This window comes from Lentzea indica (assembly GCF_012184385.1).
In the GTDB taxonomy this organism is placed as follows: Bacteria; Actinomycetota; Actinomycetes; order Mycobacteriales; family Pseudonocardiaceae; genus Lentzea; species Lentzea indica.
On record NZ_VSRL01000118.1, the window covers coordinates 1 to 26,625 of the forward strand.

The following is a 26,625-nucleotide window of genomic DNA, read 5'->3' on the forward strand; positions in this document are numbered from 1 at the left end:
GTCAGGCATGGTCGATGGTGCGCGTGGGCGCGGTGTGGCGGGGCGGCACGTCTGCGGGATGTGCTCGATCTGTTCTATCAGCCTCGCGCGCAGGCGGGGCGGTGGCTGCTCCTGGCGGACAGCGCCACCGATGCCCGCGAGCACCTCCTGCGTCGCGCGCACCGTGCGCTGGCACGTGGGACAGGTCGGCAGGTGGTCGCGGACCACTGCTTCCTCGTCCGGCTCCAAGGAGTGCATCGCCCAGCCGACGGCGAGCTCCTCGTGAGCGCACAACTCGCCGTTCACCGGTGAACTCCTGTCGTCTCGCCGGTCTCGCCGGCCCACAAGTTCCCCAACGTGCCTCTCAGGCGTCTGATCGCCGCGAACGTGCGCGATTTCACAGTCCCCAGAGGGACGCCTGTCAGCTTCGCGACTTCGCATTGCGTGTAGCCGCCGAGATAGGCCAGTGCGATGACTTGGCGCTGCTCTTCCGGCAACGTCCGCAATGCCGCCCTCACCTCGGCGCTCACCACGCTGATCAACGCAGCGTGGTCGGAACCTTCGGCAGGTGGTGAAACGTCGTCGGTGAGGGGAACAGTCCGACGACGTTGAGTGTTCTCCTTGCGTACGGCGTCCACCGCGCGGTGGTGCACCAAGGTCATCAGCCAGGTGCCGAAACTTCCGCGGGTGGGGTCGAACCTGGCGGGGTGCCGCCAAAGCGCGAGGAAGGCTTCTTGGACGACGTCCTCGGCCAGGTCGGGGTCTACGCAGATGCGTCTGGCCAGCGAATATGCTGGTGTGCCGTACCTGTCGTACAGCTCGCCGAACGCCTGCCGATCGCCCTGTGCGAGCCTTTGCACGAGCTCGAAATCGGTCGGCCGGCCGTCGCGTGGCGCAACGGGTGGACCGGGCGAGTCAGCCACCAGAGATGTCCTCACGTCCAACATTCGCGCAACAGCCGGTACCGGGTTCAGGTTAGACCCAGCAAGATGGGAGTCGCTGAACGCGGGCTAACGAGCGAGGAGGACACGGAGTGCGTGCAAGCGGTCGCCGTGCGCAGTCAAGCTGACCCGATGGGGTGATCTGCGCCCGATTCGCGAGCGTTCCTCGCCACATGCACGTCACAACTAAGGTGCTCGGTCGTTTCATTGACCGGGAAGGGAGAAGAGGGTAACGACGATGCGCAACGATCACGTGACGCTCCGCTCGACAGCGGTCTTCGACCTGCTGGCGCCGAGGACCCCCGCGGTCCCGGTTCAAGTGGAGTTGCGATACGACACGAAGGACCCGTACGCGGTCGTCGCCGCGTTCCGCACCGGCCGCGCCGGTTGGGTCGAGTGGGTGTACGCCCGCGACCTGCTCGCAGACGGTCTCATCGCCGACGCCGGCGACGGTGACGTCCGGATCCGCCCCGCCGCCGACGACCCCGAGGTCGTCGTGATCGAGCTGAGCTCGCCGTCCGGGCACGCCATGTTCGAGGCGTCCGCCCAGGAACTCGCAGACTTCCTCGACCGGACATACGACGTCGTCGTGCCGGGCAACGAGCACCTCTGGGTCAACGTCGACGAGGCGCTCACGCACCTCATCTCGAACGACCTCAGCTGAATCACCCGAGGTAGGGGGCCCGTGAAGGCGGTGCGGGTACCCCCGGTGGAACTGGCTTGAACCCCTCGTATAAGGTTTGTTTCAACATCACGAAGTCAGTGATGTACGCGGATGTAGCGCAGTTGGTAGCGCATCACCTTGCCAAGGTGAGGGTCGCGAGTTCGAGTCTCGTCATCCGCTCTGTGGGTTCCCGGTGGTAACGCCGTGGATCCATGTTCTGGCGGAGTGGCCGAGTGGCTTAGGCAAGGGCCTGCAAAGCCCTGTACACGGGTTCGATTCCCGTCTCCGCCTCGGACGATTAGCTCAGCGGGAGAGCACTACCTTGACACGGTAGGGGTCACTGGTTCAATCCCAGTATCGTCCATCGGATCAACAGCGGGGCCAGGTGCACATCGCACCTGGCCCCGCTGCCGTTCCAGGGGCTTGCCGGCGGTCTCCCACGCTCAAGATCAGCCGATTTGGAAGTTCGGGGGACCGTCGGATAAAGTTCCTCTCGCACCACGGGAAACCGGGGAGCAACGCGGATGTAGCGCAGTTGGTAGCGCATCACCTTGCCAAGGTGAGGGTCGCGAGTTCGAGTCTCGTCATCCGCTCGGACGATTAGCTCAGCGGGAGAGCACTACCTTGACACGGTAGGGGTCACTGGTTCAATCCCAGTATCGTCCACTCACCCGAGAAGCCCTCGATCAAATGTGATCGAGGGCTTCTTGCTGTTCGCGGCCCGTCACGAGTGGTCGGCCAGTTTTTGTCCAATTTTTGGTCGGAACGGCCGAAAATGCCCACTTTTTTGTCTTTTATTGAACCGGGTGGCGCATCTACCGTTGTGCGCTGTGTCCTACAAGTACGATTTCTTCATCAGCTACAGCCGTCAGGGCAGTGTGCAGAAATGGCTGTTGACCCACTTCTACAACAAACTCGTCGAGTATCTCGCTGACGAGTGCGCGCCCGCGCCGAAGGTGTACATGGACCGCACCATGCCGCGGGCGGTGGAGTGGGCGTACAACCTGGAGAACTCGCTGCGGCACAGCAAGATCATGATCCAGCTTCTAACCCCGCACTACTTCGAGTCGGGCTGGTGCATGGCGGAGCTGGAGAGCATGCGGGCACGCGAGGCCATGCTCGGCCTCGCCGGCGCCGGCATCTCCCAGGGATTGATCTATCCCATCCTCTACTCGGATTCCGACAACTTTCCAACCGACGAGCGAATGCGTTCGTGGCAGGACTTCAAGGAATACGCCCATCCGGATCCCGTCTACCAGGACTCCGTCGATTACCTCCCCTTCTGCCGGCAGATCAGGGTGCTGGCACGCGACCTGGTGCAGCTGGCGAAGCAGGTGCCCCCGTGGAGTCCGGACTGGCCGATCGTGGAACGGCCGAATCCGGTGCTCATTCCGCCGCCGCCGTTACCGAGGTTCGAGTGATGACCGGAACCGTGATCACGTTCTACTCCTACAAAGGCGGCGTTGGACGTAGCTTCACGCTGGCCAACACCGCGGTCCTGCTCGCACGCTGGGGTTATCGCGTGCTGGCTGTCGACTGGGATCTCGAAGCACCCGGCCTTCATCTCTACTTCGAACCGCATCTGGCCAAACCGCCGGAGAGCGGCGTGGTCGACATCGCGCAGGAATACCTCGCCGGAGTGCGGATGCCGGCTGCTCATGAGGTGCGAGTCGGTGTCGACGGGGTGCTCGACCTGATCGCGGCGGGAAGGGTCGAGCAACGCAAGCTCGATGTCTCGTACTCGCGCCGGATGCAGGCGATCAACTGGGAGGACCTGTACCGCCGTGGGTTCGCGGCGCACCTCGAGGAGTACCGCGAGCGGTGGACCGCCAAGTACGACTTCGTGCTGATCGACAGCCGCACGGGCGTCTCGGACATCGCGAGCATCTGCACCGCCCAGCTGCCGGACCGGTTGGTGGTCGTGTTCACCGCCAACGACCAGAACCTCAACGACGTGGTGGACATCGCTCACCTCGCCGACAAGGCCAGGGACCGGCTGCCCTACGACAGGCCTCGGCACCAGGTGATGCCCGTGTTGTCCCGTCTGGACAACACGGTGGAGTACGAACGTGCCGCCGGCTGGCAGAAGAAGTCCGCCAAGGTCGTTGCGCCGCTCTTCCGCAACTGGCTGGTCAAGAGCGTGAAGCCGGAACAGATGCTGCGGCACCTCACGGTGCCCTACATCTCCTACTGGAGCTTCGGCGAGTTGTTGCCCGTGCTGGAGGAACTCTCTCCGTCACCGAACCAGATCTCATTCGCGCTGGAGACGGTCACCGCGGTGATCGCGCAGGAGTTCGACCGGACCGACCTGCTGGCCGACAACCGCGATGCCTACGTGGCGGCGGCGAAGTCGCGGCGCCGGAAGTTCGACACGGACCTGATGGTGTCGAGCCCCAGGACGATGTGGCAGACCAGTACCGCGCTGATCACCGAGCTGCAGTTGCTCGGGACGACGACGTTCAGGTCGGTCTCTGGCGACCCGGGGATCCTCGACCAGGCCCTTGATCCCGCGAAACACCTGTGCCTCGTGGTGCACGGCGAGCTGAGCCGCTGGCAGCTCACCGAGGCGGAGCGGTTCATGCGCCGCACGCTCGGCCCGGACGGCGCGGAGCGGCGGATGTTCTGCGTGCTGACCCGTGGCACGGACCGTGAGCTGCTGCCCGGCTTCCTGCGCAACCTCCAGCACCTGGAGTTCGATCCTGGCGTTCGGCCGGTCCAGGTGGCGCGGGAGCTGTACGACCTGATCACGGCGACCCCCGCCCCCGAGACAGAACCGGACCACGAAGCGCTGAAGAGCGCCGAGGCGCCCTGCGTGAAGTGCCGGACGAACTTCCGTACGCCGGGAGGTTCGAGCTGGTCGAGGAAACGGTCAGGGGCATGGCGGGCGCGCTCGACGACGGCGACATGGACCTGCTGCGCGACCGGTCAGCCGACCTGCTGCTGCTCAGCAAGCCGCACCGCAACGGGACAGGGGTGGCGGTGCCGGTGCAGCTGCGCACCGAGGTGAGCGCCTTGCTCGCCCGGATCGAGCGACGAATCAACGCGTTCACCAACTGAAGGGGCGGCGTGATGCCGGAGACGTACGCAACCAGCGCCAAGTCGGCACTGATGGTCGTGATGCTGGCCAATCGGGAAGTGCCCAATGTGGAGCTGAAGGACACCTACAAGATCACGCTCCTGCCCAAGGACCGCGACGCGGTGAACCGGGACAAGCTCCTGGAGACCTCGAAGGAGGGTCGGCGGTACATCCACAAGATCACCGACAAGGGCATCGACTGGTGCATGACCCACCTCCTCGAAAGCGAGCTGCCCGCACGCGTGGGGCCGCAGGCGCGCGTGAACCAGGAACTGCTGCGGCGCATGGTCCCGTTCCTGCGCGAACGCGGCCTGCTCGTCGAGGCGATCCGGTCGCGCGGCCTGGAGGAGCTGATCCGTCAGGTGTACCTGGAGCTGGGTGACGGCTTCCAGGACTGGGTCCGGCTGGCGAAGATCCGTCCGCGGCTCGACGGCGCGGAGCGCGAGGAGGTGGACGAGACCCTGCTGAAGATGGTGAAGACGGGGTCGGTGCACCTGGTTCCCGACTCGAACCGCAAGGTGCTGACCGAGGAGGACCACGCGGCCGCGATCCGGATCGGCGGCGAGGACAAGCACCTCATGGCGATCGAGGAATCATGACCGAGCACCTGCGCGAAGCGCTGGCGGTCGTGCGCTTCAACTCGGCCGAGACGCCGGACGACGTCTGGCACGCATCGCCCTTCCACGTCGAGGGTTTGCACACCAGGGCAGAGCATCGCCTGCGAGCGGGCATCACGGACGCCAGGGCCAGTGTCGGGCCGAGCATCGGTGGTCTGGTGCTGCAGGGGGAGAAGGGTGTCGGCAAGACGCACCTGCTGGGTTCGGTGCGGCGCACGGTCCAGCAGCAGGGCGGCTACTTCTTCCTCGTTGAGGTCACGTCCGGGAAAGCGTTCTGGGACGACGTCGCCGACGCCATGCGCAGTGAACTGCGGCGGTCCAACGACGAGGGCGACATTCAGCTGACCGTGCTGCTGCGCCAGCTGTGTCTCGGCGCCGACGTGTCGGCAGAGGTGGCGCGGGCCGTGGTGGGCGAAGCACCGCTGACACCGGAACACCTCCGGACCTTCCTCAACGGACTGCGCACAGTGGACAGCAGGATCGCGGTCGAGTGTGGAGACACGATTCGAGCGCTCGTGCTGTACGGCTCGGAACACTCCGACGTCGGCAAGTCCTACCTGAAGGGTGTGGACGAGACGAGCGAGGAACGTCGGCGCTGGGGCTTGCCGGCCGAGGCGAACCCGTCCAGAACGCTCGTCCGCGACGTCTCGCGGGTCCTCGCGATGACCGGCCCCTGCGTGATCGCCGTCGACCAGCTGGACACGTTGGTGAACAAGGGGCAGGACGCGACGGGCGAGGTGGTGACGAACCCCGAGCTCGTGCAGGAGATCGCCGACATCTCAGACGGACTGATGCAGCTGCGCGAGACCACGCGGCGCACGATCACGGTGGTGGCGTGTCTGCCCAACACGTGGAAGATGCTGAAGTCGATCGCCAGCGACACCGTCGAGGATCGCTTCACCACGACCCCGATCCTCGCCTCGATCGCCGATCCCGCACTGGGAAGGAAGCTCGTCGAGAAGTGGCTCGGCGTGATGTACCGGCGCAACGGCATCACCCCGCCGCATCCGACCTGGCCCGTGGCGCCCAGCGCGTTCGATCCGGCGAACTGGTCCTCCCGCACGCCGCGTCAGCTGCTCAAGCGCGTGCACCAGCACGCGGAAGCCTGTCTGTACGGCGAGATCAGGGAACTGGGCTCGTTCGACGAGCCGCCGCCGTCCGAGGTCGTGACGGCACCGGTTCCCGCCGGGCCGGAGCCGGACTACCTGGCCGAGCTCGACGCCAGGTTCGAGCACCTGAAGCGGACGGCCGAGATCACCGCGGCGGAGGTCAGGCCGCACAACGAGGACGAGGTCCTGCCGGCGTTGCTGTTGGCGGGGCTGAAGTCCTGGATCACCGAGGTCGGCAACGACGAGCTGCGGTGGCATCCAGAGCCCCATTCCGACGACATGCGGCTGCACGCCGGTCTGCGGCTCACCGTGAACGAGGAGCTGGACACGCAGGAGCGCTGGGGTCTGCGATTCATCGCGAGCAGCCACGGCAACCGGGTCCTGCGCAAACTGCGCGACGCCCGTGCTGCCGCGGAGGGATCTCACGGAGGGAGCGGCAGGCACCTGATCATCATTCGCAACGGGGCCAAGGGCTGGACCGGCACGGTGACTCAAAGGCTGGTCGCCGAACTGGAGAGCGCGGGCGGCCGGTGCGTCGACATCACGGACGACGACCTGAGGACGTTCAGCGCGCTCAAGGAGATCTGCGCGGTGCAGACCCACCAGCTGCTCGCCTGGCTGGTGGCGCGGAAACCCGCCAGCAGCACCACGTTCCTGCGGTCGGTGCTGCCCGGCCAGGAACGCACGGCGGCGAGCCACCAGGAGACTCGCCCTCCGCCGCGGACGCAGCAGCCGAAACCGCCGCAGCAGCAGCCGGCGGCGAGTCCTGGCGAGATCGTGCTCGGGATGGACGGGGAGATCCGGATCGAGCTGGAGTCGTTGCGCAAGCACGCGATCGTGTTCGCGGGATCCGGCAGTGGGAAGACGGTGTTGTTGCGCCGGATCGTGGAGGAGTGCGCGTTGCGCGGGGTTTCGGCGATCGTGCTGGATCCCAACAACGACCTGGCGCGGCTCGGGGATGCTTGGCCTGAGCCGCCTGGGGAGTGGCGGCCGGGGGACCGAGAGGCGGCCTCTGAGTATCTGGAGAACACCGAGGTCGTCGTGTGGACGCCGGGGCGGGCCAGTGGGCGGCCGTTGAGCTTTCATCCGTTGCCTGATTTTGCCGAGGTTCGTGGGGACGAGGACGAGTTCGTTGCGGCAGTTGAGGCCGCGGTAGCTCGGTTGATGCCTCACGCGCGGATCGCCAACGGGACGAAGTTCGCTGTCAGGGGGCGGGCTGTGCTCAAGGAGGCGTTGAAGCACTACGCGCTCAGGGACAGGAGGGACCTCAACGGGTTTGTGGATCTGCTGGCTGAGTTGCCGGAAGGGGTGAGCAAGTTGCAGTCGGCGGCGGCTACGGCGGCTGATCTCGCGGAGACGTTGAGGGCCGCCATGGTCAACGATCCTTTGCTTGGCGGGCAAGGGGAACCGACTGATCCCGGGCTGTTGCTCACGCCGGCGCGCGGTAAGCGTGCGCGAGTTTCGGTGATCAGCTTTGTCGGGTTGCCGTCCGATGAGCAGCGGCAGGGGTTCATCAGCCAGTTGCAGCTGGAGGTGTTCGCCTGGATCAAGCGGAATCCGGCGGTGGATCGGCCGCTCGGTGGGCTCATGGTGATGGACGAGGCGCAGACGATCGCGCCGTCCGGTGGGGTTACGGCCAGTACGCAGACCACGATTTTGCTGGCCTCACAGGCTCGTAAGTACGGGCTCGGGTTGTTGCTAGCCACGCAGGCGCCTAAAGGTGTGCACAACCAGATCACCGGCAACGCCACGACGCAGTTCTTCGGGCGGTTGAACAGTCCGGCGCAGATCGCTGCGGCTACGGATATGGCGCGGGCCAAGGGAAGTTCGGTCGCGGACATCTCACGGCTGGAGCGCGGGCAGTTCTACGTCACCGGGGACACGTTCGGGTTCCGGCGGATGCGCGCGCCGCTGTGCCTGAGTCATCACCCGCCCAGTCCGTTGCGGCTGGAAGAAGTGGTGGAGCGGGCCAGGAAGTGAGAAAGGGCGGTGCCCCCGACGGGGGCACCGCCCTTTTCGCGTCTCAGTGCTCGGTTGCGGCCAGCATGTCCTCGATTCGCTGGCACAGAGTGGGGAACAGCTCGGTGGAGCCGCCGAGGACGACGAAGTTCACGATCTCGTCGCCGCCGCGCTGGACTTCCAGCGCGTACACCGTGTCGCCCGACCGTTCCACGCGGACAGCGATCGTGGTGTCGCCCAGGTGCATGGTGCCGGCCAGGCCGCGCTTGGTGAGCCCTGGTGACGCTATGGCGAACTGCTCGGCCAGCTGGCGCAGAGCGGTGTTCGGCGGTTGTTTGATCGTGGCCGCCACTTCGGCGACGGGTACCCGGCCCAGGCCCGCGGTCTCGGCGGCCTCGACCCGGGTCACCAGGGCGTCGACGAGGTGCTCGTCGGCACGCAGGTAGGTCACGTGCGGCAACGACGTGGGAACCTCGCCGGTCAGGACCGGCAGCACGTGCTCGTTCACCGTGAGATCATCCACAGTGGACACGAACGGCACGAAGAAGCGCACCTGCGCCTGCGGTAGATCGTTGCTCTCCAGCACGGTCAGGCCGCGCTGCCGGCACGCCTCGACCACCTCGTCGACCACGGCGCGCTGTTCCTCTGCGAACGACACGGCGATGTCGTAGGTCGCGGGTTCGATCACTCCAACCTCCTCCTCGAAGACCGGCCGGTGGCCGGCTGCGCGCAGCATCCGGGCCGGGTGTTGACCAGAAGTGGATGAGGAGTGGACGTGTTGACCACCTCGGTGGGCAACGGGAAACACCTGGTTCCGCGGTTTTTGAAGATGAATCCTCGAAGTAGCCCGCAAACGGCGGGCGAAATCCCGAAATCAATTGCGATTTCCTTCGGAGGATTCGTCATGTCCAAAATCGTGTCCACTTTCATTGCCGGTGCCACCACGCTGGTGACCGCTCTCGCGGTCGCCGGCGCTGTTTCCGGTGGCGTCGCGGCCAACGCGGACGACACCCCGCCGCCGCCTCCCACCACCACGACCACCACGGAGACGCCGAACGGTGGCGGCAACCCGTGGCACGACTGAGGTAGTCGCGAATGCGCCCCGGCCATTCAACGAGAAGGCCGGGGCGATTGCGCAGGGACGTTCAGGGTGATGTACTCGGCTGACGCCGGAGCGGGAGGCAATCGTGGCCGAAACTTTTGGTGAGCTGCTGCGGGAATACCGCATCGCCGCGGGACTGTCGATGGGACAGCTGGCGAAGCTGATTCATTACAGCAAGGGCTATCTCAGCAAGATCGAGAACGACGTCAAACCACCCACGCCGACCGTGGCCAGGCTCTGCGACGGCGTGCTGGACGTCGGCGGCCGCCTGATCGAGGCCGCGATGCACAACGCTCCGGCGGTCGGCCGGCGGCAGGTGCTGGTGGTGGGCACGATGCTCGGCGTCGGGGCGCTCGCGGGCACCGGGCCGCGGCCGGCTCCGGACGAACAGGTCATCGCGGGGATGCGCACCTCGTTCGAACATCTGAGAGGGCTGGGTCTGCGCACCAGCCCGATGGTGGTCGTCGAACCGCTGAAAGCCTTGCAGCACACGGTGCACGGGCTCGCGCGCGAGAACGCCGGACCGGTCGGCACGCACCTGCTGCGGCTCGCCGCGCGGATCGCCGAGTACACGGGCTGGATGAGCCAGGAGGCCGGTGACGAGCAGGGCGCGCTGTGGTGGACCAGGCAGGCGTCGGAGCTGTCTCGTGCGGCAGGAGACCCGGACATCGCGAGCTACTCGTTCGTCCGCGAGGCAGGGCTGGCTCTGTACCGGCAGGACGCCCAGAGCACGATCAGTCTCGCCCAGCAGGCGCAGTGGATCGGCAGGGCCGGTTCACGAGTCCTCGCGCTCGCCGCGCGACGTGAGGCGCAGGGCCACGCGCTCGCAGGAGACCGGTACGCCACGGAAAGCGCGTTCGACCGCGCCGTGCAACTGATGGACGCCGCACCGCAGGACAGCCCGTATCCCGTGCTCGGCTCCACCGCGCCTGATCCGCTGGAACTGGCCAGGGGATGGGCGTTGTCCGACCTCGGGCTCAACGCCGAGGCCGCGACCGTGCTGGACAGGCAGCTCACGCTGGTGCCGGTCTCTTCGCGTCGCACCAGGGCCCGATTCGGTACGCGCCGGTCACTCGCCTACGCGTTGTCAGGCGAGGTCGACCACAGCTGCCGCGTCCTCGCCGACACGATCGACGACGCGGCGCACGTCGACTCGGCGACCATCCGGACGGACCTGCGGCAGCTGGCCAGAACCCTGGGCAGATGGCACAACCACGCCGCGGTGCGGGAGATCTACCCCGACCTGAAACGACTCCTGACTCACCGCTGACCGCACGCACAGGTCAACGCCGCGCGTTCGGCCCGCACCTCCTCGGCCTCTGGCTGGTCGAGCTCGGCGTACACCGCCTCGGCCGCTTCCCAGTGCGCCACGGCGTCGGAGTGCCTGCCCAACGCATGCATCGTCCGTGCCACACCGATTTCGCCGTGGGACCGGTGGGTGCGGTTGCCCGTGCTGTTCGCGAGGTCGAGCAACGACTGGTAGAGCCGTAGCGCCGCGGCTTGGTCGCCGCCGTCGCGTGCCGTGGCGGCCCTGTCGTGGAAGAGCCTGGCCCGCAGGTCGGCGTCGTCCACTCCGGCGGCGGCCTCGGCGGCCAGCCTGTGGTGACGCACGGCTTCGGTGAACCTGCCCGCCAGCCGGTGGGCGTCGGCGATGTTGGTCAACGCGTAGGCCGCCACGCAGGCATCGTCCAGCCGCATTGCGAGTTCGTGCGCTTCCACGTGAGCGGGAATCGCCTCCTCCAGCATTCCCAGGTGCTGCCGGATCGCGCCGAGGTTGTTCAACGCATGAGCCAGCCCGCGTGGGTATCCGATCTCCCGCTGGATCCGCACCGCGGCTTCGTGCTGGCGCAGCGCGACCTCGTACTGATGGTGCTGTTCGTTGAGGTAGCCGAGCGAGCTCAACGCGTGCGCCTGGCCGCGAAGGTCTCCGCACTGCTCGTACTTCTCCAGCGCCGCCTCGAAATGCCGCATCGCCTCCTCGTGCGCGCCGAGTTGCATCGTGGAGATCGCGATGGTGCACAGCGTCGCCGCTTCGCCGTGCACGTCGCCGAGCCCCGCGAACAGCGGCAGCGCCTGGCCTGCGAGGTCCAACGCCTCGGTGTGCCTGCCGAGGCGATCGTGCGCGATAGCAAGGCGCATCAGCACGTGTGCCTGGCCGTAGCTGTCGGCACCGACGGTCTCCCTGGCCAGCTCCAGGGCGCTGATCCAGTCCTTGAAGCGGTTCGCCGTGTTGAAGTGCCGCCAGATCAGCACCGCCAGCCGCCAGGCGTGATCGGGCAGCGCGTGCTTGCCGGCGTGGTGGATCGCGGCCACCAGGTTCTCGCGCTCGGCGGTGATCCACCCCAACGCCTTGTCCGCACTTGGGAACCGCAGTCCGAGCGGACTCTCGCGGTGTACCGACAGCGGGGCGGCGCGGTCGAAGGGGTACGCGGTGCCCACCGCGTTGGCCAGTGTGACGAGGTAGAAGTCGAGCAGCCGCACCAACGCGTCCGCTGGTGGAGCTTCGCGGGCCGCGAACTCCTTGACCGAGTCGAGCATCTGGTAGCGGTCGGGTGCGACTTCCTCCAGCAAGCAGACCTCGTGCAGTTCGTCGAGCAGCTTGCGGGTGTCCGCGACGGTGCGGTCCACGAGCGCCGCCGCGCCGACGAGGTCGACATCGGGTCCCGGCAAGTGCCCGAACAGGCGGAAGACCTGCTGCAGCTGGTCGTTGAGCTGCAGATAGGACGCGTGCACGGCGGCGTCTTCCCGCAACGGTCCCTGCTCGTCCAACAGGCCGAGGAGGTGGTCCAGGGACCAACGGTCGTGCCTGCGCAGCAACGCCGCCGCGACCGTGATCTCCACCGGCAGGTATCCGCAGCGCTTCACGAGCCCTGCCACGTCCGCCGCCCTGCCGTGTACGCGGAACGGGTCGGTCAGTGCCCGAAACAGCTCAGATGCGTCGTGCGGCGGCAGCGGGGCCAGCCGCACGTGCTCGCTGATGTCGGGATCGCCCATCTTCCTGCTCGTCACGACGGCGAAGCAGTCCTGCGTCTCCGGCAGCAGCGGCCGGACCTGCTCCGGCGAGAAGGCGTTGTCCAGCACCACCAGGGTTTTCGTGCCGTAGAGCTGGGTTTGGTAGAGCGTCACCTTCCTGCTCACCGTGTCCGGAATCTGCTCGGCCGGCACGCCCAGCTCGATCAGCAGCTGGGTGAGCGCGTCCGAGACGGACACCGGCGTCACGTTCGGCGTGAACCCGTTGAGCCGCACCAGGAGCTGCCCGTCCGGGAACCGGTGACGCAGCCGGTGCGCCGCCTCGACGCCAGACCGGTCTTGCCGACACCAGGTGCGCCGCTGATCCACACCGCGCGCCGTTCGCCAGTGCCCGCCGCGGCCGCCTCGATCGCCTTCAGCTCGCCGGCCCGGCCGGTGAACCCACCTGGACGGGAGGGCAGCGAACTGACGGGCTCGCCGTGCTCGGCTCGTGCCGCGAGCCTGCGCAACACCGACCCCGGCTCATAACCGGCCTCTGCGAGGGCGGTGCAGGCGCTCTTGTAGACCCGGCTGGCGCCCACGCCGTCGCCGCCCGCGATCAGCGCGCGCATGAGGAGCTCGGCGTACCTCTGGTTGGCCGGATCGGTCGGCAGTGCGCGGCGCATGCGGTCGCGCGCCGAGCGGTGGTCGCCGATCAGGAGCTCCAGATCGGCCAAGGTCGCCGAGCGCGTCGGTGTAGCCGTCGGCGGGGGAGATCACGGCGCGCGCCGACCCTGTCGATGTCGATGTCCTCCAGGAACCGGCCGCGCCACAACGCGACGGCGGCGCGCAGCAGGCCGACGGCCTTGCGCTGGTCGTTGTCCTGCACGGCCTGTGCGGCTTCCGCGCGCAGCCGGTCGAACCGCACGGTGTCGATCTGGTCTTCTTCGACGCGCAACACGTACCCGGTCGGCGTCGTGTCGATCGACGCGTCGGTGGGCTCGAACGCCTTGCGCAGCTTGTTGATGTAACCGCGCACCAGCGTCCTGCGCTCCGGCTGGTCGGGCCACACGATCTCGGTGAGCCGTTCGGGTGACACGGGCTTGTTCGCGTGCAAGAGAAGTACGACGAGGATGAAGCGTTGCTGCTGGTCCCCCAACGACACGGAGGTGTGCCCGTGCCACGCCTCCAGCGGACCCAGCATCCGGAACTCCACGCCGTCCTCCTCGGTGTCCGAGCTTGTATCTGGGAGGAATGTCGCGCAAAGGCCCTGTGGCGTGTCACCGAATCAGCTTTTTGTCCACGTTTGATCAACGCGATCAGGTAACGGTTCTCCGCATCACGCTTGGCGGTGAGGGGGAGCCGGATGGTGTCCGATGTGTTGCCGTGTTACTTGGTCTGCGACGTGTCGTTCTCGATGACCGACCACATCGACGAGGTGAACGCCGGAATGCGCGAGTTCCGCGGTGTGGTGCACGCGGATCGGCGCGCGGCCGCCCAGATTCGGCTCTGCGTGGTCGTTTTCGCGGAAAGATCGCTGGTGGTGCAGCCTCTCCTGCCTGCGATCGAGCCTGCGGAGATGATCAGGCCGCGTCAGGAGTCGGGGTCGGACTTCGGGTCCGCGTTCACCCTCTTGCGCAACACCATCGAGCGCGATGTGAAAAGTCTCAAGGCGCAGCGAATCCGGGTTCGCCGGCCGATCCTGTTCTTCGTCTCCGACGGCAGGGCGACCGATCCGGCGTGGCCTCTCGCGCTGGCACGGCTCACCGCCATGGCGTCGTGCCCGGAGATGATCGCGTTCGGGCTCGGGGCCGTCGACCAACCGGCGCTCGACCGCATCGGCACCTCGCGGGTCTTCCTCGGCCGCGACGGTGTGCGCCTGGGCCTCGCGCTGGCCTCGTCGGTGGCGCGGACGGTCCTGCGACCGGACCACGTCTGACCGATCCACGGCGTGTCCACTTCTCGTCCACACGCCCACCGCAACCTGCCTCCGCCGCACGTGAGCGCACAAGGGGAGGAGAGCGGAGATGACGACGAACCTGGTCCGTGAGCTGAAGACCCTTCGCAAGGGACGGGGCGTGCACGCCGGACGGATCGTGGACAAGGTCGGCACGGCGCTGGCCGCCGCGTGCGGGATCACCAGGGCCGACGGCCCGGCCGCCGCGAGGCAGAAGCTGGTCACCAGGCTGACCGAGCTGGTCGAGCAGCTCCCGGAGGACCTGCAGTTCGCGGCACGGGCGGCGTTCGGGCTCATTCCCGACGTCCGGCACCCGCTCTACCAGGAACGCGTCAGCTGGGTGGCCGGCCGAGATCGACCGCGACGCCCGCACGGTGCGCCGCCGCGTCGACGAGGCGGTCGACCAGCTGGCCGAGCTGGCCGCCACGACGTCCCGGCGCGACGACGGAGGCTGGCACACCGCGGAGCTCAGCGTGGCCGTGGTGCTCGACCAGGGACAGCCGGAGGTGCTCGAGCGCTACCAGGTCGTCGTCGATCAGGACGGGGTGGACCAGCTGGAGTTCGCCGCCGTGTTCCCGGTGCGCAGGCGGGACGTCGACGTGCACCTGTTGTACGGCGGCACGTTGCAGGACCGCGGTGGTGCCGACCGCCTCGGCTTCACGCTCGTCCCCGCCGAGCCGCTGGTGCGCGGCGAGACCCACGACTTCGCGGTCCGGTACCGGTTGTCGAACCGCGACGTGATGCACCCGTGCGTGCTGCACGTGCCCGAACGGCCGTGCGAGGTGTTCGACCTGCGCCTGCGGTTCGAGCACGACCGCAAACGGCTCGTGCGGACGTTCGACGGCGTGATGCAGCGGTCCGACACCGAGCCGAAGGGGAACCAGCACGCGGTGGACCGGGCCGGCGAGATCCACCTGCGGTTCCGGCGGCTGCTGCCGGGCCTGCTCTACGGCGCCAGGTGGGGCGAATCGGCCGTGTGCCTGGCCCGGCGCGCCTCATGATCGGCGCGGTTCGTACCAGGTCTCACCGGCCGGTTCGCCCGCCATGTTCCACGCCCACGCCTTGGTCGGGGTGATCCGGCAGTAGAGGCCGGGGCCCATCAGACCCATGCGTTCGACCGGGTCGTCCGCGGTGCCGTAGACGCGGATGGCCCGTGCGATGAACGGGGTGAAGGACACCAGGTCGTCGATCACCAGCGACACCTTGCGGCGGCCGGCGGTGATGTTGCGGAACTTGCGGGTCCGGAGGACCTGCTCGCCCACGCCGCCCACCCAGAAGTACGTGCCGTCGTACTCGAACGCCAGCGGGACGACGTCCGGATGGCCGTCCTCGTTGACCGTCGCCAGGCGGGCCAGGGGTTGTTCGCGCAGGTATGCGATCTCCTCGTCGGTGAACATGCCCCTTATACGAACAGGAGTCCGCGTTTTCGACTACTGGTGGTACTGCGGTGGAGGCATCTGGCGTCGGCGTGACCGGCGCACCAGGACCACGATGAGGATGACCATGCCCGCGAGGAACAGCAGGAACACGACCGCGCCCACGATCAGCCACGTGGCGACCGTCTGCATCGTGCCGGCGTCGTCGTCGGGCTTCTCGGTGACCTTCCGCTCGCCGAACGCCTTGCGCAGGTCGTCCTCGCTGTAGACCTCGTAGGTCCCGTTCAGCGAGATCGACAGCTGGTCGAGGTGCTGGGGGTAGCTGTCCCAGACGATCTCGGCGATCTGGTCGGTGGAGTGCATGGGGTCCGAGCTGGCCGCCCTGACCTCCATGCGGTCGGCGCCGTTGACCGACCCGTGGTCGGTCGAGACGTCGGTGTAGCCGGCGTCCTTCAGCCGGGCCTGCAGGTCTGTCAGGTCGCTGATCACGCTGCAGCCCGCCAGTGCGGCGCACAGCAGGAGGAGCAGGGAAAGACGTCTCATGCCGACGAGGTTAGGGAATGCGGCTCGACCCCGATCACGGCGACCAGTTGAGACGGCTGGCCGACGACACCGGCGCCGAGCTCGCGTGGCCCCTCGTCTGGTTCGACGACGACTTCGGGATCCACGCCACCCGCAGGGAGGATTTCGTCCACAAGCGACGGCACCTGACCACGCGGCTCATCCACGTCGATCCTGGTACCGGGATCACGGGACAACATCTGAGTGAAGCTCGGGAAGCGCTCACGGGCAACCCGTAGGGGACCAAGAATTCACCGTAGGAGTCGAGAAGGTCTCAACCGGCGCGCCCGGCTTGACAACGAAAGCAATCCGCGCGAATCCTCCGCCTGTGCTGAAGCGAGGGAACGTCACCACAAAACTGATCGGTGTCGGCGCGTTGGTGCTGGCGGTGGCAGCCTGTGGCGCCCCGCCCGCCAAGGAGGCGCAGACCGGCGCTGCCGGGACCGCCAAGTCGGCGAGCGAGTTCGGGGGCATGGACAAGCTGGTCGAGGCCGCGAAGAAGGAGGGCAAGCTCAACGTCATCGCGCTGCCCCCGGACTGGGCGAACTACGGCGAGATCATCAAGGCGTTCGAGGCCAAGTACGGCGTCAAGGTCGACTCCGCGCAGCCGGACGCGAGTTCGCAGGAGGAGATCAACGCCGCCAAACAGCTCAAGGGCAACGACCGCGCGCCGGACGTGTTCGACCTCGGTCTGAACGTGGCGCTGGCAAACAAGGACCTGTTCGCGCCGTACAAGGTCAGCACCTGGGACGACATCCCCGCGGAGCTGAAGGACGCGGACGGCCTCTACTACGGCGACTACGGCGGCTTCATGTCGATCGGTTACGACGCCGCGAAGGTGCCGGCGCCGACGAGCGTGAAGGACCTGCTCAAGCCCGAGTACAAGGGCAAGGTCGCGCTCAACGGCGACCCGACGCAGGCCGGTGCCGCGTTCTCCGGCGTCATGATGGCGGCGCTGGGCAACGGCGGTTCCGCCGACGACATCGCTCCCGGTGTCGAGTTCTTCAAGCAGCTCAAGCAGGCGGGCAACTTCCAGCCGGTCGACCCGTCGCCCGCGACGATCGAGTCCGGCCAGACGCCGGTCGTGATCGACTGGGACTACACCAACGCCGCCCAGACCGAGAAGCTCAAGGGCAAGCTCGACTGGAAGGTCGTCGTCCCTGCCGACGCGCAGATCGGCGCCTACTACAACCAGGCCGTCAGCAAGGACGCGCCGCACCCCGCGGCCGCGCGCCTGTGGCAGGAGTTCCTCTACTCCGACGAGGGCCAGAACCTGTACCTGAAGGGCATGTCCCGCCCGGTGCGCCTGGACAAGATGGGCGACAAGGCGGACAAGGCGGCGAAGGACAAGCTGCCCAAGACCGAGGGCAAGCAGGTGTTCCAGACGCAGGCGCAGGCCGACAAGGCCAAGGCCGTTCTCACCGCGACCTGGGCGCAGGCCATCGGATGACCTCAGTCGCTCCTGTAGCGGCAGCCAAGCCCGGCGGTCCCACTCGCAAGAGTGGGGCCGCCGGTCGGCCATCTGCGGCCGCTTGGCTCGTCGCGGTGCCGTTCCTCGCGTTCGCCGGCATCTTCCTCGTCTACCCCACGGTCCTCGTGCTCATCGGTGCCTTCCAGGACACCAACGGCACGTTCACGCTGGACAACCTCACGAACCTGTTCAAGGGCGTCTACTTCGACGCTTTCGTGCGCAGCATCGAGCTGTCCGCGCTCACCGCGGTGATCGGCGCGATCTTCGGTGCGCTGCTCACGTGGGCGATCGCGGTCGGCAACCCGGACGGGATGCTGCGGAGGATCGTCGTCGCGGGAAGCGGTGTGCTCGCCCAGTTCGGTGGCGTGCCGCTCGCGTTCGCATTCCTCGCGACGGTCGGCTTCGAGGGTCTCGTCACGAAGTTCCTGCGTGACAACGTTGGCATCGACCTGTTCGCCGGCAGCGCGTGGCTGTTCGAGCTGCCGGGCCTGACGCTGGTCTACACGTTCTTCCAGATCCCGCTGATGGTCATCGTGTTCCTGCCGGCGCTGGACGGACTGCGTCCACAGTGGCGTGAGGCCAACGCGAGCCTCGGCGGCACGAGCTGGACGTACTGGCGGCACGTCGGTGGCCCGATCCTCACGCCGCCGTTTCTTGGCGCGCTGCTCCTGTTGTTCGCCAACGCCTTCAGCGCCTACGCCACGGCCGCGGCGCTCGTCTCGCAGGGCAGCCCGATCGTGCCGCTGCAGATCCGCGGCTTCCTCACCGGTGAGGTCGTGCTCGGCCAGGAGAACCTGGGCAAGGCACTGGGCCTGGGCATGGTGATCGTCGTCAGCATCGCGATGGGCGTGAACGTGCTGCTGCAGAAGAGGGTGGCCAAGTGGGTTCGCTAGTGAAGCAGCGCGTCCTGCGCACGATCATCCTGCTGGTCCTCGGCGTCTACTTCATCCTGCCGCTGATCGCGATGGCGGAGTTCTCCACGCGCGGCAAGGCCGGTGAACGCAGCCTGGACTCGTGGACGTCGATCGTCGACGACGACGGGCTGATGGAAGCGCTCGTCAACTCGTTGCTGCTGTCGGTCACCAGCGCGGTGCTGATGCTGGTGCTGCTCGTCCCGACCATGGCGTGGATCCGGTTGCGGCTCCCGCAGCTGCAGCGGCTCGTGGAGTTCGTGTGCCTGCTGCCGCTCGCGATCCCCGCGATCGTGCTGGTGGTCGGCATGGCGCCGCTCTACGCGTGGGTGAACTACTTCTTCGGCGACTCACCGCTGACGCTCACCTTCGCCTACACGATCCTGGTGCTGCCGTTCGCCTACCGCGCGATCGACGCCGGTCTCGCCGCGATCGACCTGAAGACGCTGGCCGAAGCCGCGCGCAGCCTCGGCGCGTCGTGGTTCACGGTGCTGTGGAAGGTAGTCGTGCCGAACATCCGTGTGGCACTGATCGGCGCTTCGCTCTTGAGCGTCGCGTTGGTGCTCGGCGAGTTCACCATCGCGTCGCTGCTCAACTTCGACACGCTGCAGGTGCAGGTCAACCTGCTGGGCAAGCGCAACGCGGGTGTGTCCATCGCGGTGTCGCTGCTGAGCCTGCTCTTCGCGTTCGTCCTCCTGTTCGCACTTTCCTACGTCGGCCAGCGGCGTCGTCAGACCGTTGCCGAAGAAGAAATTCCGCCGGGGAGTAACTGAGACAATGGGCCACCTGGAACTCAAGGGACTGCGCAAGTCCTTCGGCGGCAACATCGCGCTGGACGGCCTCGACCTGGAACTGGCCGAGGGCGAGCTGGTGAGCTTGCTCGGCCCGTCTGGCTGCGGCAAGACGACGGCGCTGCGGATCGTCGCCGGCTTCGAGACCGCCGACTCCGGCACGGTCACCGTGGGCGGCAAGGACATCACTCGCGTGCCGGCGAACAGGCGGGACATGGGCATGGTCTTCCAGGCCTACAGCCTCTTCCCGAACATGACCGCGGCGCAGAACGTCGCGTTCGGCCTGAAGATGCGCAAGGCCGACACCAAACGGACCAGCGAACTGCTCGAGCTCGTCGGTCTCGCCCACCTCGGTGGTCGTTACCCGCACCAGATGTCGGGCGGCCAGCAGCAGCGCATCGCACTGGCGCGCGCCCTCGCGATCCAGCCGCGCGTGCTGCTGCTCGACGAGCCGTTGTCCGCATTGGACGCGAAGGTCCGCGTGAACCTGCGCGACGAGATCCGTCGCATCCAGACGGAGCTCGGCATGACGACGCTGTTCGTCACGCACGACCAGGAGGAGGCGCTCGCCGTCTCCGACCGGGTCGGCGTGATGTCACACGGCCGGCTGGAACAGCTGGACACGCCGTCCGTGGTCTACCGGCAGCCGGCGACGGCGTTCGTGGCGCAGTTCGTCGGTGTCACGAACTCGGTGGAGGGCAAGGCGGAGGGCCAGACCGTCGTGATCAACGGCGTCACCCTTCCCGCCACGCACGACCAACCGTCCGGAAGCGACGTTCGCGTCATCGTGCGGCCGGAGGACATCGGCGTTTCCGCACACGACGGCGACTCGAATGGCAAGATCGTGGGCGATGTGCTGACCCAGTCGTTCCTCGGGCCGGTCACGCGGATCTCCGTCAAGGTGGGCGAGCAGATCCTGCGGGTCGACCAGCCGTCCAACACGGCGGCCGCCTACCAGCCGGGAACGCGGGTCGCGCTCGACCTCAGCGAGTCACGAATCATGGTGGTGCCTGGATGATCAGAAAGCTCCTCGCGCGCGACACGGCGGAGGCCCACCGGGTCGCGACGCCGTTGGAGCTGTTGTTCGACCTGAGCTTCGTGGTGGCGGTCGCCCAGGCCGCCTCCGGGTTGCACCACGCGGTGTCCGAGAACCACGCGGGTGCCGGCTTGCTGGCGTTCTGCATGGCGTTCTTCGCGCTGTGGCTGCCGTGGCTCAACTTCACCTGGTTCGCCAGCGCGTTCGACAACGACGACACGCTGTACCGGATCATCACGATGTTCCAGATCGCCGGAGTGCTCGTCATCGCGGCGGGCATCCCGGCGGTCTTCGAGCGTCAGGACTACCGGATCGTCGTCGGTGGCTACGTGGTCATCCGGCTCGCGATGGTCGCGCACTGGCTGAGAGCGTCGCGGGACAACCCTTCGCACAAGCGCTGCACCCGCCGCTATGCCGCCGGTATCGCCTTCATGCAGGTGCTCTGGGTGCTGTGGGTCGTCGTCGCGCCCCCGAACCTGCAGCTGCCGCTGTGGGTGATCTTCATGATCGGCGAGCTGCTGGTGCCGGCGTGGGCGGAGCGTTCCGAGGCCACGACCTGGCACCCGCACCACATCGCGGAGCGGCACGGCCTGTTCACGCTGATCGTGCTCGGCGAGTCGATTCTCGCGGCGACCCTCGCGTTCCAGAAGGGCTTCGACAGCGGCGTCAACCTCATCTCGCTCGCCGTGGCCGGCCTGCTCATCGTGTTCTCGGTGTGGTGGATCTACTTCGAGGCGCCGTCCCACCTGCACTCGCTGAAGAAGGCGTTCCTGTGGGGCTACGCGCACCTCTTCATCCTCGGGTCGATCGCGGCACTCGGCGCCGGTCTCGCGGCCAGCGTCGACTACGACCTGCACCTCTCGCACGCGCCGGGCACGACGATCGCCGCGTTCACCACGGTGCCGCTCGCGATCTTCTTCCTGTGCGTCTGGTACGTGCAGGACTGTCCGGGTCAGGCAGGGCTGCGCAAGTACCTGCTGCCGCTGGGCTCGGTCGCGGTGGTCGCTGCGACGTTCGGACCAGCCCCGATCCACGTGACCGCGGGGATCGCGGTGGTTGTCGTCGTCCTCACGCGGCTGGTGCGATGATCGTCGCATGACCGGTGTTCGTGAACTCCGCCTAGTCGTCACCGCAGCCGACTACGACGAGGCCCTGCGTTTCTACCGCGACGTGCTCGGCCTCGAGCAACGGGCGGCGTTCGCGTCCGACGGCGGGCGGGTCACGATCCTGGAGGCCGGCAGGGCCACGCTGGAGATCACCGACCCGCCGCACGCGGAGTTCATCGACCAGGTCGAGGTGGGACAGCGCGTGGCCGGGCACATCCGGGTCGCGTTCGAGGTGGACGACTCCGCCGCGACCACCCGTGAACTGGAAGCCGCGGGGGCCGAGGTGATCGCGGAACCCACGCGCACGCCGTGGAACTCGCTGAACTCCCGGCTCGCGGCACCCGCGGGGCTGCAGCTGACCCTGTTCACCGAGCTCGGCGAGTGACCGCGTGACGATTTCCGCTGCCGGCTATCGCGATCTCGCGAACCGGGACGTGCTGGCCTGCGCTGTCGTGACCGTGGCGGCGAAGCTGCCGATGTCGATGACGCCGCTGATGATGGTGTTCCTGACCAGGGACCTGCCGGGCGGCTACGTCCTGGCCGCGTCGCTGACGGCCGTCTACGTGCTGGGGGAGATCCTCGGCGCCGGGCTTCTGGGCCTGCTGCTCGACCCGTCCAGGATGCGCGGCCAGCTCAGCGCCGGGCTTCTCGTCGGTGCGGGCGCGTTCGCCACGCTGGCGTTGACGACGAACACGACGGTGCTGGTGGTCGCCGCGCTGATCGCGGGCGCCGGGCCGTCGACGACACCGGGCGGGCTGCGCGCGATGCTGCTCGGGCTGGTGCCGGACGCGTTGGTGCCCAAGGCGATGGGCTTCGACGCCATGATCACCCAGGTGGTGTGGGCGGTGGCGCCCGCGTTGGTCACCGTGCTGGCGTTGAGCGTCGACCGCCGTGCGCCCGTCGTGGTGTCGGTGTCGCTCGTCGTCGTGGCGGCCTGGCTGGTGTTCATCCTGCCGCGCGGGCACGTCACTTCCCGCTCCGGCACGGCGAAGGTGCGCGTGGTGGCGTCGGCGTGGCCGATCTACCTGGTGAGCGCGGCGGCGCTGGCACAGCTGGCGGTCGCGGAGCTGGTGCTGCGGCGTTGCTGGAGCACCGGGGGGATCGGCATCGGCTGGATCGGGCCGCTGCTCGCGGGTTTCGCCGCGTGCAGCGCGCTGGGTGCGGTGCTGTACGGGCTGCGGCCGTGGCCGGGATCGTTGCGCACACAGGGACTCGTGCTGCTCGTCGTCACCGCGACCTGCGTTGGCGCGGTGGCGTTGTTCCCGAACCTGCCGGGCATCGCGGGTGCGTTGCTGGCGGCGGGACTGTTCCAGTCGGGTGTGCTCGTGACGCGGAGTTTGGCGCTGCGCGAACGGCTTCCGGTCGGCGCGCACGCGGCCGGGTTCTCGATGATGTACGCGGTGACCGGTGCCGGTTACGGCCTCACCGCTGTCGTCGCCGCGTGGGCGTTGGACGTGGGTTCACCGATCTGGGCGGTTTTCGGTGGTGTCGCGGTGACCCTGGTCCTGACAGCGATCAGCGCGGCTGCCGAACGTCGGCAGCCGCGCTGATTTCAAGGCTTCTGACTACCCGCGGTAGAAGTTGCCCTGGGTCTGCACGTTGAGCTGGTCCGTGCGGAAGAACTTCGCCGCGAACGTGCGCGGGTCGCGCATGTCGATCACGTCGAAGCCACGGCCCATCTCCGAGGAGTAGATGTAGCCGTTGTACCAGTACGTCGACCACGTGCCGCCGCCGCCGTTGTTCGGCATCGGGCCGCGCTCGAAGAAGCCGATCTCACGCGGCTTGCTCGAGTTCGTGAAGTCCCACACCGAGATGCCGCCCTGGTACCAGGACTGCACCATGATGTCCTTGCCGGGCACCGGGATCAGCGAACCGTTGTGCGCGACGCAGTTCTCCGAGTCCGCCTGCATGCGCGGGATCTTGTAGTAGGACTTGAAGACCAGCTTGCGGTCCTTGCCCTTGCCCACGATGTCGTAGATGCCGTTGGCACCACGCGTCGGGCCGATCTTCTCGTTGCACGTCGCGGCGCCACCGCCACCGAGCTCGTCGGTGAAGACGACCTTGGTGCCGCTGTTGTTGAAGGTCGCCGAGTGCCAGAACGCGAAGTTCTTGTCGTCCTGGACCCGGTTGATCTCCACCAGGTTCTCCCGGTCGGAGATGTCCCACAGCACGCCGTCACCCATGCACGCGCCGGCCGCGAGGTCGAGCTGCGGGTAGACGGTGATGTCGTGGCAACCCGTGGTGGCCGCGGTGTAGCCGGTCTCGATGTTGCCGGGACGACCGGGGTTCGCGCCGTCCGGGAACAGCACCGGCGCCTTGAGCAGGGACGCCTGGGCCGGGGCCTTCACCGGGACCTTGACGATGGAGATCTTGTCGTGCGGCGGCTGGCAGTCCGGGAACGTGGCGTTGGGCGAGTAGGACGAGATGTAGAGGTAGACGCTCTTCTTGTCCTTGGCCGGCACCATCGTGTGGGTGTGCGAACCGCAGTCGGTCTCGACGGCGGCGACGTACTTCGGGGCTGCCTTGTCGCTGATGTCGAAGACCTTGATGCCCTCCCACGACGACTTCTCGGTCGCCGGCTGCGAGGTGCTGTTGCAGGAGTTGTTGTTGCGCGACGAGTCGGTCGACAGGAACAGCAGGTTCCCGTACACCGAGACGTCGTTCTGCGAGCCGGGGCAGAGGACCTGGCTCTTGATGGTCGGCTTCTTCGGGTTGCGGATGTCGTAGATGACGAAGCCGTTGTAGTTGCCCACGAACGCGTAGTTGCCCTGGAACGCGATGTCGGTTTGCGTCGAGTCGAGCGGAGCCTGCCTGTCCAGGTGGGCGACCGGGACCATGTTGCGGCTACGGCTGATCTCGTCGACACCAGGGATGCCGTTGACCGCTTCCGCCTGGGCCTCGAGTTGTGCCTCGCTCAGCCCCTTGCCGTCGGCGGGAAGGTCAGGCTCGGCGTACGCGGGCGCTGTCAACGTCGACAGCGTCAGCGCGAGCGCCCCCAGAACCGCGAAAGGCGTTCTGCGCCGCCGGGCCGTTTCGCGTGAAGTCACAGCTGTACCCCCTCAGTACGGGTTGGTGAGGGGGAGTATGACCCTTTCGCCTTGCTAAGGGCCAGCGTCTTTCGGAGGGTCTTTCGAGCGGTATTGTCCGACACATGCGTTCTGGGGTTGTGGTCATCGCGGCGGCATTCGCGCTGCTGGCAGGCTGTACGTCGGCGCCGGAGCCCGCGCCGCTCATCGCGCCGGACACACCTGGCGGGTCGGCGCCGACGGTGGCGCCGTCGGACGCTTCCGGCGTGGTTCCGCCCCCGCCGAACGACGCCGACCGCGACTACGTGTCGATGATGATCGTGCACCACGAGCAGGCGCTCGCCATGACGAGGTTCGCCCCCGAGCGCGCGCAGAACGAGACGGTGAAAGGCCTGGCAGAGCGCATCCGGTACAGCCAGGAACCCGAGATCGGCGCCATGAAGCAATGGCAGCGCGCCAACAACATGGTGGGCTCGCACGGCGACCACGGCTCGATGCCGGGCATGGCCACGCAGGACCAGCTGAACGCTCTGGGAGCCGCGCGGGGCAAGGACTTCGACCGCATGTTCCTCGAGCTGATGATCAAGCATCACGAGGGCGCGCTGAAGATGGCGACGGACGTGCGCGGGGCCGGCAGGAACGTCCAGGTCGAGGAGATGGCCGACGACGTGATCGCCACGCAGACCGACGAGATCAACCGGATGAAGGCGTTGCTGCCCACTCTGTGAGACGGTCGCGGACCTGGTCGGCGGCGCGGTCGCCCAGGTGCTCGTAGATGGCGAGCGCGTACTGCCACGTCTGACGGGCGCGTTCGGCCTCACCTGCCGCGTGGTGGGTGTCGCCGAGGTTGACCAGTGCCTGGGCTTCGAGGACGCGGTAGCTGGCGGCGCGGAAGATCTCCACCGCGCGTTCGGAGGTGGCGGCCGCGCCGGCCAGGTCGCCCAGGTGACGCTGTGAGTGCGCGACGCTGTCCAACGCCACGGCCTCGGCGACCCGGTCCGCGTCTCCCGCCTGCTGGTGCAGCACGACCGCTCGCTCGCAGTGCTCGATCGCGGCGCGGTGGTCGCCGAGTTCCCCGCAGAACCAGCCGATCTGGTTCAGCGCGGACGCGGCACCCAGCCTGTCGTCGGCCTGTTCGGCCAACGCCAGCGCTTCGCGTGCGGCGGCCAACGCCTCGGCCGGACGTCCCTGTTCGCCGTGCAGCGCGGCGAGGACCTGGAATGCGCTGCCCTCGCCGATGAGCTCGCCGAGGCCGCGGTAGTCCTCGATCGCCGCGGTCATCGCGGTCACCGACTCGTCCAGGCGTCCGGCCCTCCGGTACGCCCGCCCCAGGAAGTGCCGCATCCGGGAACGGGCGTAGACGTCACCGAGCCGTTCGGCCGCGGCGAGCCCGATCTCGGCCGCCTCCGACCACTCCTGCCAGCGGCCCGTCCGTTCGAGGGCGGTGGTCAGGAACCACGTCAGCTGCCACGTGCGGGTGTCGAACCCGGCCTGTTCGGAGGCCGTCACCAGGCTGGTCAGCACGTCGATCTCGGCCTCGTACCAGGCCCACCTGGAGGGCTCGTCGGGCAACGTCTCCGGTGTCACTTCCGGCAACGGGTCGGCGAGCGTCAGCCGGTTGCGGGACACCGCCAGCGGGTCACGGCTCCGGTAGGCGCTGTGCAGGTAGTGGTCGAGCAGGCGCTGCACCGCGTCGCGCCGTTCGTCCTCGGTCGTGAGGCCGCGGGCGAAAATGCGTACCAGGTCGTGGAAGTAGTAGCGCTCGTCCGGCGTCCTCGTCAGCAGGTGGGCGTCGGTGAGCTCGTCGAGCGCAGGCAGGGCGTCGGGCACTCCGGCGAGGCTCGCCGCCGCCGGGGCGGAGAAGTCGGGGCCCGTGTGCGCGCCGAGCAGCCGGAACAGACGCGCCGCCGGTTCACTGAGCCGCCGGTAGGACCAGGAGAACGCCGCGCGCACGCTCGTGAGCTCGTCGCCGGTGTCGAGGAAGTCGAGCCTCG

The 26,625-nt window shown here is 67.7% G+C and carries 28 protein-coding genes and 5 tRNA genes; 23 read left to right on the top strand and 10 right to left on the bottom strand.

The window, feature by feature from the left end:
• Together FXN61_RS27855 and FXN61_RS27860 are read right to left on the bottom strand one after the other, a co-directional pair.
• A partial coding sequence (locus FXN61_RS27855; protein ID WP_223165630.1) for a hypothetical protein occupies positions 1 to 285 on the bottom strand: 285 nt, incomplete at its 3' end.
• Positions 282 to 902 (bottom strand): RNA polymerase sigma factor, encoded by a 621-nt coding sequence (locus tag FXN61_RS27860; protein WP_312878036.1) that lies wholly within the window; start codon positions 900 to 902, stop codon positions 282 to 284. The genes FXN61_RS27855 and FXN61_RS27860, both read right to left, overlap by 4 nt.
• A 256-nt stretch (positions 903 to 1,158) precedes the next feature.
• Here FXN61_RS27860 and FXN61_RS27865 point away from each other — a divergent pair, with 256 nt between their 5' ends.
• From FXN61_RS27865 to FXN61_RS27910, 10 genes are all read left to right on the top strand, one after another.
• Entirely contained in the window at positions 1,159 to 1,584 is a 426-nt protein-coding gene (locus FXN61_RS27865; protein WP_030477975.1) for an SsgA family sporulation/cell division regulator, read from the top strand.
• 107 nt (positions 1,585 to 1,691) lie between these two features.
• Positions 1,692 to 1,764 (top strand) — tRNA-Gly (locus FXN61_RS27870).
• A 39-nt stretch (positions 1,765 to 1,803) separates the two neighbouring features.
• Positions 1,804 to 1,875 (top strand) — tRNA-Cys (locus tag FXN61_RS27875).
• Between the two features lies 1 nt (position 1,876).
• Positions 1,877 to 1,948, top strand: a tRNA-Val gene (locus FXN61_RS27880).
• Between the two features lie 156 nt (positions 1,949 to 2,104).
• Positions 2,105 to 2,177, top strand: a tRNA-Gly gene (locus tag FXN61_RS27885).
• A 1-nt stretch (position 2,178) separates the two neighbouring features.
• Positions 2,179 to 2,250 (top strand) — tRNA-Val (locus FXN61_RS27890).
• A 164-nt stretch (positions 2,251 to 2,414) separates the two neighbouring features.
• Positions 2,415 to 3,005 (top strand): TIR domain-containing protein, encoded by a 591-nt coding sequence (locus tag FXN61_RS27895; protein WP_167976981.1) that lies wholly within the window; start codon positions 2,415 to 2,417, stop codon positions 3,003 to 3,005.
• The gene (locus tag FXN61_RS27900) at positions 3,005 to 4,591 is read left to right on the top strand and encodes a tyrosine-protein kinase family protein (RefSeq protein WP_246292096.1); all 1,587 of its coding nucleotides are present in this window, start codon (positions 3,005 to 3,007) and stop codon (positions 4,589 to 4,591) included. The genes FXN61_RS27895 and FXN61_RS27900 overlap by 1 nt, the downstream gene beginning before the upstream one ends.
• Before the next feature lie 62 nt (positions 4,592 to 4,653).
• Complete coding sequence (locus FXN61_RS27905; RefSeq protein WP_167976982.1) at positions 4,654 to 5,259, top strand: hypothetical protein; 606 nt, start codon at positions 4,654 to 4,656, stop codon at positions 5,257 to 5,259.
• Positions 5,256 to 8,366 carry a helicase HerA domain-containing protein gene (locus tag FXN61_RS27910; RefSeq protein ID WP_167976983.1) on the top strand — a complete coding sequence of 1,037 codons (3,111 nt, stop codon included), beginning with the start codon at positions 5,256 to 5,258 and terminating at the stop codon, positions 8,364 to 8,366. The genes FXN61_RS27905 and FXN61_RS27910 overlap by 4 nt, the downstream gene beginning before the upstream one ends.
• 43 nt (positions 8,367 to 8,409) lie before the next feature.
• Here the strand turns inward: FXN61_RS27910 and FXN61_RS27915 are convergent, their stop codons facing one another.
• Positions 8,410 to 9,033, bottom strand: coding sequence for a hypothetical protein (locus FXN61_RS27915; RefSeq protein WP_246292097.1), 624 nt, complete (start codon positions 9,031 to 9,033; stop codon positions 8,410 to 8,412).
• 216 nt (positions 9,034 to 9,249) lie between these two features.
• Here FXN61_RS27915 and FXN61_RS27920 point away from each other — a divergent pair, with 216 nt between their 5' ends.
• Complete coding sequence (locus tag FXN61_RS27920) at positions 9,250 to 9,429, top strand: hypothetical protein (RefSeq protein WP_167976985.1); 180 nt, start codon at positions 9,250 to 9,252, stop codon at positions 9,427 to 9,429.
• 103 nt (positions 9,430 to 9,532) lie between these two features.
• The gene (locus FXN61_RS27925; protein ID WP_167976986.1) at positions 9,533 to 10,717 is read left to right on the top strand and encodes a helix-turn-helix domain-containing protein; all 1,185 of its coding nucleotides are present in this window, start codon (positions 9,533 to 9,535) and stop codon (positions 10,715 to 10,717) included.
• Here the strand turns inward: FXN61_RS27925 and FXN61_RS27930 are convergent.
• From FXN61_RS27930 to FXN61_RS54610, 3 genes are read right to left on the bottom strand one after another with little or no spacing between them, the layout of a single operon-like run.
• The gene (locus tag FXN61_RS27930; protein ID WP_246292098.1) at positions 10,708 to 12,693 is read right to left on the bottom strand and encodes a tetratricopeptide repeat protein; all 1,986 of its coding nucleotides are present in this window, start codon (positions 12,691 to 12,693) and stop codon (positions 10,708 to 10,710) included. The genes FXN61_RS27925 and FXN61_RS27930 overlap by 10 nt on opposite strands.
• Positions 12,663 to 13,133, bottom strand: coding sequence for a BTAD domain-containing putative transcriptional regulator (locus FXN61_RS54605; RefSeq protein ID WP_281360689.1), 471 nt, complete (start codon positions 13,131 to 13,133; stop codon positions 12,663 to 12,665). Before FXN61_RS54605 ends, FXN61_RS27930 begins: the two co-directional genes overlap by 31 nt.
• Complete coding sequence (locus FXN61_RS54610) at positions 13,112 to 13,612, bottom strand: AfsR/SARP family transcriptional regulator (protein ID WP_312878037.1); 501 nt, start codon at positions 13,610 to 13,612, stop codon at positions 13,112 to 13,114. Before FXN61_RS54610 ends, FXN61_RS54605 begins: the two co-directional genes overlap by 22 nt.
• A 189-nt stretch (positions 13,613 to 13,801) precedes the next feature.
• On the opposite strand from FXN61_RS54610, the gene FXN61_RS27935 reads away from it, so the two are divergent.
• Both FXN61_RS27935 and FXN61_RS27940 read left to right on the top strand, forming a co-directional pair.
• Entirely contained in the window at positions 13,802 to 14,335 is a 534-nt protein-coding gene (locus FXN61_RS27935; protein WP_312878038.1) for a vWA domain-containing protein, read from the top strand.
• Positions 14,336 to 14,727: 392 nt separating this feature from the next.
• Positions 14,728 to 15,354, top strand: a complete 627-nt coding sequence (locus FXN61_RS27940) for a hypothetical protein (protein ID WP_167976988.1) — start codon at positions 14,728 to 14,730, stop codon at positions 15,352 to 15,354.
• Here FXN61_RS27940 and FXN61_RS27945 read toward each other — a convergent pair.
• On the bottom strand, positions 15,349 to 15,750 hold the full coding sequence (locus tag FXN61_RS27945) for a PPOX class F420-dependent oxidoreductase (protein WP_167976989.1): 402 nt from the start codon (positions 15,748 to 15,750) through the stop codon (positions 15,349 to 15,351). The two genes, FXN61_RS27940 and FXN61_RS27945, sit on opposite strands and share 6 nt — an antisense overlap.
• Before the next feature lie 33 nt (positions 15,751 to 15,783).
• Entirely contained in the window at positions 15,784 to 16,272 is a 489-nt protein-coding gene (locus FXN61_RS27950; RefSeq protein WP_167976990.1) for a hypothetical protein, read from the bottom strand.
• A 17-nt stretch (positions 16,273 to 16,289) separates the two neighbouring features.
• Here FXN61_RS27950 and FXN61_RS27955 point away from each other — a divergent pair, with 17 nt between their 5' ends.
• The 8 genes from FXN61_RS27955 (at position 16,290) to FXN61_RS27990 (ending at position 23,155) form a co-directional block, all read left to right on the top strand.
• On the top strand, positions 16,290 to 16,529 hold the full coding sequence (locus tag FXN61_RS27955; protein WP_167976991.1) for a hypothetical protein: 240 nt from the start codon (positions 16,290 to 16,292) through the stop codon (positions 16,527 to 16,529).
• Positions 16,530 to 16,618: 89 nt separating this feature from the next.
• Positions 16,619 to 17,740: an ABC transporter substrate-binding protein gene (locus FXN61_RS27960; protein WP_312878039.1), complete on the top strand. Its 1,122-nt coding sequence runs from the start codon at positions 16,619 to 16,621 to the stop codon at positions 17,738 to 17,740.
• Positions 17,741 to 17,835: 95 nt separating this feature from the next.
• Positions 17,836 to 18,654 carry an ABC transporter permease gene (locus FXN61_RS27965; RefSeq protein ID WP_167976992.1) on the top strand — a complete coding sequence of 273 codons (819 nt, stop codon included), beginning with the start codon at positions 17,836 to 17,838 and terminating at the stop codon, positions 18,652 to 18,654.
• A complete protein-coding gene (locus FXN61_RS27970; RefSeq protein ID WP_312878040.1) occupies positions 18,642 to 19,445 on the top strand; it encodes an ABC transporter permease in 804 nt (267 codons plus the stop codon). The genes FXN61_RS27965 and FXN61_RS27970 overlap by 13 nt, the downstream gene beginning before the upstream one ends.
• Before the next feature lie 4 nt (positions 19,446 to 19,449).
• The gene (locus FXN61_RS27975; RefSeq protein ID WP_167976993.1) at positions 19,450 to 20,481 is read left to right on the top strand and encodes an ABC transporter ATP-binding protein; all 1,032 of its coding nucleotides are present in this window, start codon (positions 19,450 to 19,452) and stop codon (positions 20,479 to 20,481) included.
• Entirely contained in the window at positions 20,478 to 21,587 is a 1,110-nt protein-coding gene (locus FXN61_RS27980) for a low temperature requirement protein A (RefSeq protein ID WP_167976994.1), read from the top strand. Before FXN61_RS27975 ends, FXN61_RS27980 begins: the two co-directional genes overlap by 4 nt.
• Before the next feature lie 7 nt (positions 21,588 to 21,594).
• On the top strand, positions 21,595 to 21,990 hold the full coding sequence (locus FXN61_RS27985) for a VOC family protein (RefSeq protein WP_167976995.1): 396 nt from the start codon (positions 21,595 to 21,597) through the stop codon (positions 21,988 to 21,990).
• Positions 21,991 to 21,994: 4 nt separating this feature from the next.
• Positions 21,995 to 23,155: an MFS transporter gene (locus FXN61_RS27990; RefSeq protein ID WP_223165631.1), complete on the top strand. Its 1,161-nt coding sequence runs from the start codon at positions 21,995 to 21,997 to the stop codon at positions 23,153 to 23,155.
• A gap of 15 nt (positions 23,156 to 23,170) precedes the next feature.
• On the opposite strand, the gene FXN61_RS27995 is transcribed toward FXN61_RS27990, so the two are convergent.
• Positions 23,171 to 24,652, bottom strand: coding sequence for an LVIVD repeat-containing protein (locus tag FXN61_RS27995; RefSeq protein ID WP_312878041.1), 1,482 nt, complete (start codon positions 24,650 to 24,652; stop codon positions 23,171 to 23,173).
• A gap of 104 nt (positions 24,653 to 24,756) precedes the next feature.
• Between FXN61_RS27995 and FXN61_RS28000 the strand changes: the two genes are divergently transcribed.
• Complete coding sequence (locus tag FXN61_RS28000) at positions 24,757 to 25,359, top strand: DUF305 domain-containing protein (RefSeq protein ID WP_167976996.1); 603 nt, start codon at positions 24,757 to 24,759, stop codon at positions 25,357 to 25,359.
• Here the strand turns inward: FXN61_RS28000 and FXN61_RS28005 are convergent.
• The coding region (locus FXN61_RS28005) for a tetratricopeptide repeat protein (RefSeq protein WP_167976997.1) at positions 25,325 to 26,625 on the bottom strand (1,301 nt) is incomplete at its 5' end. The genes FXN61_RS28000 and FXN61_RS28005 overlap by 35 nt on opposite strands.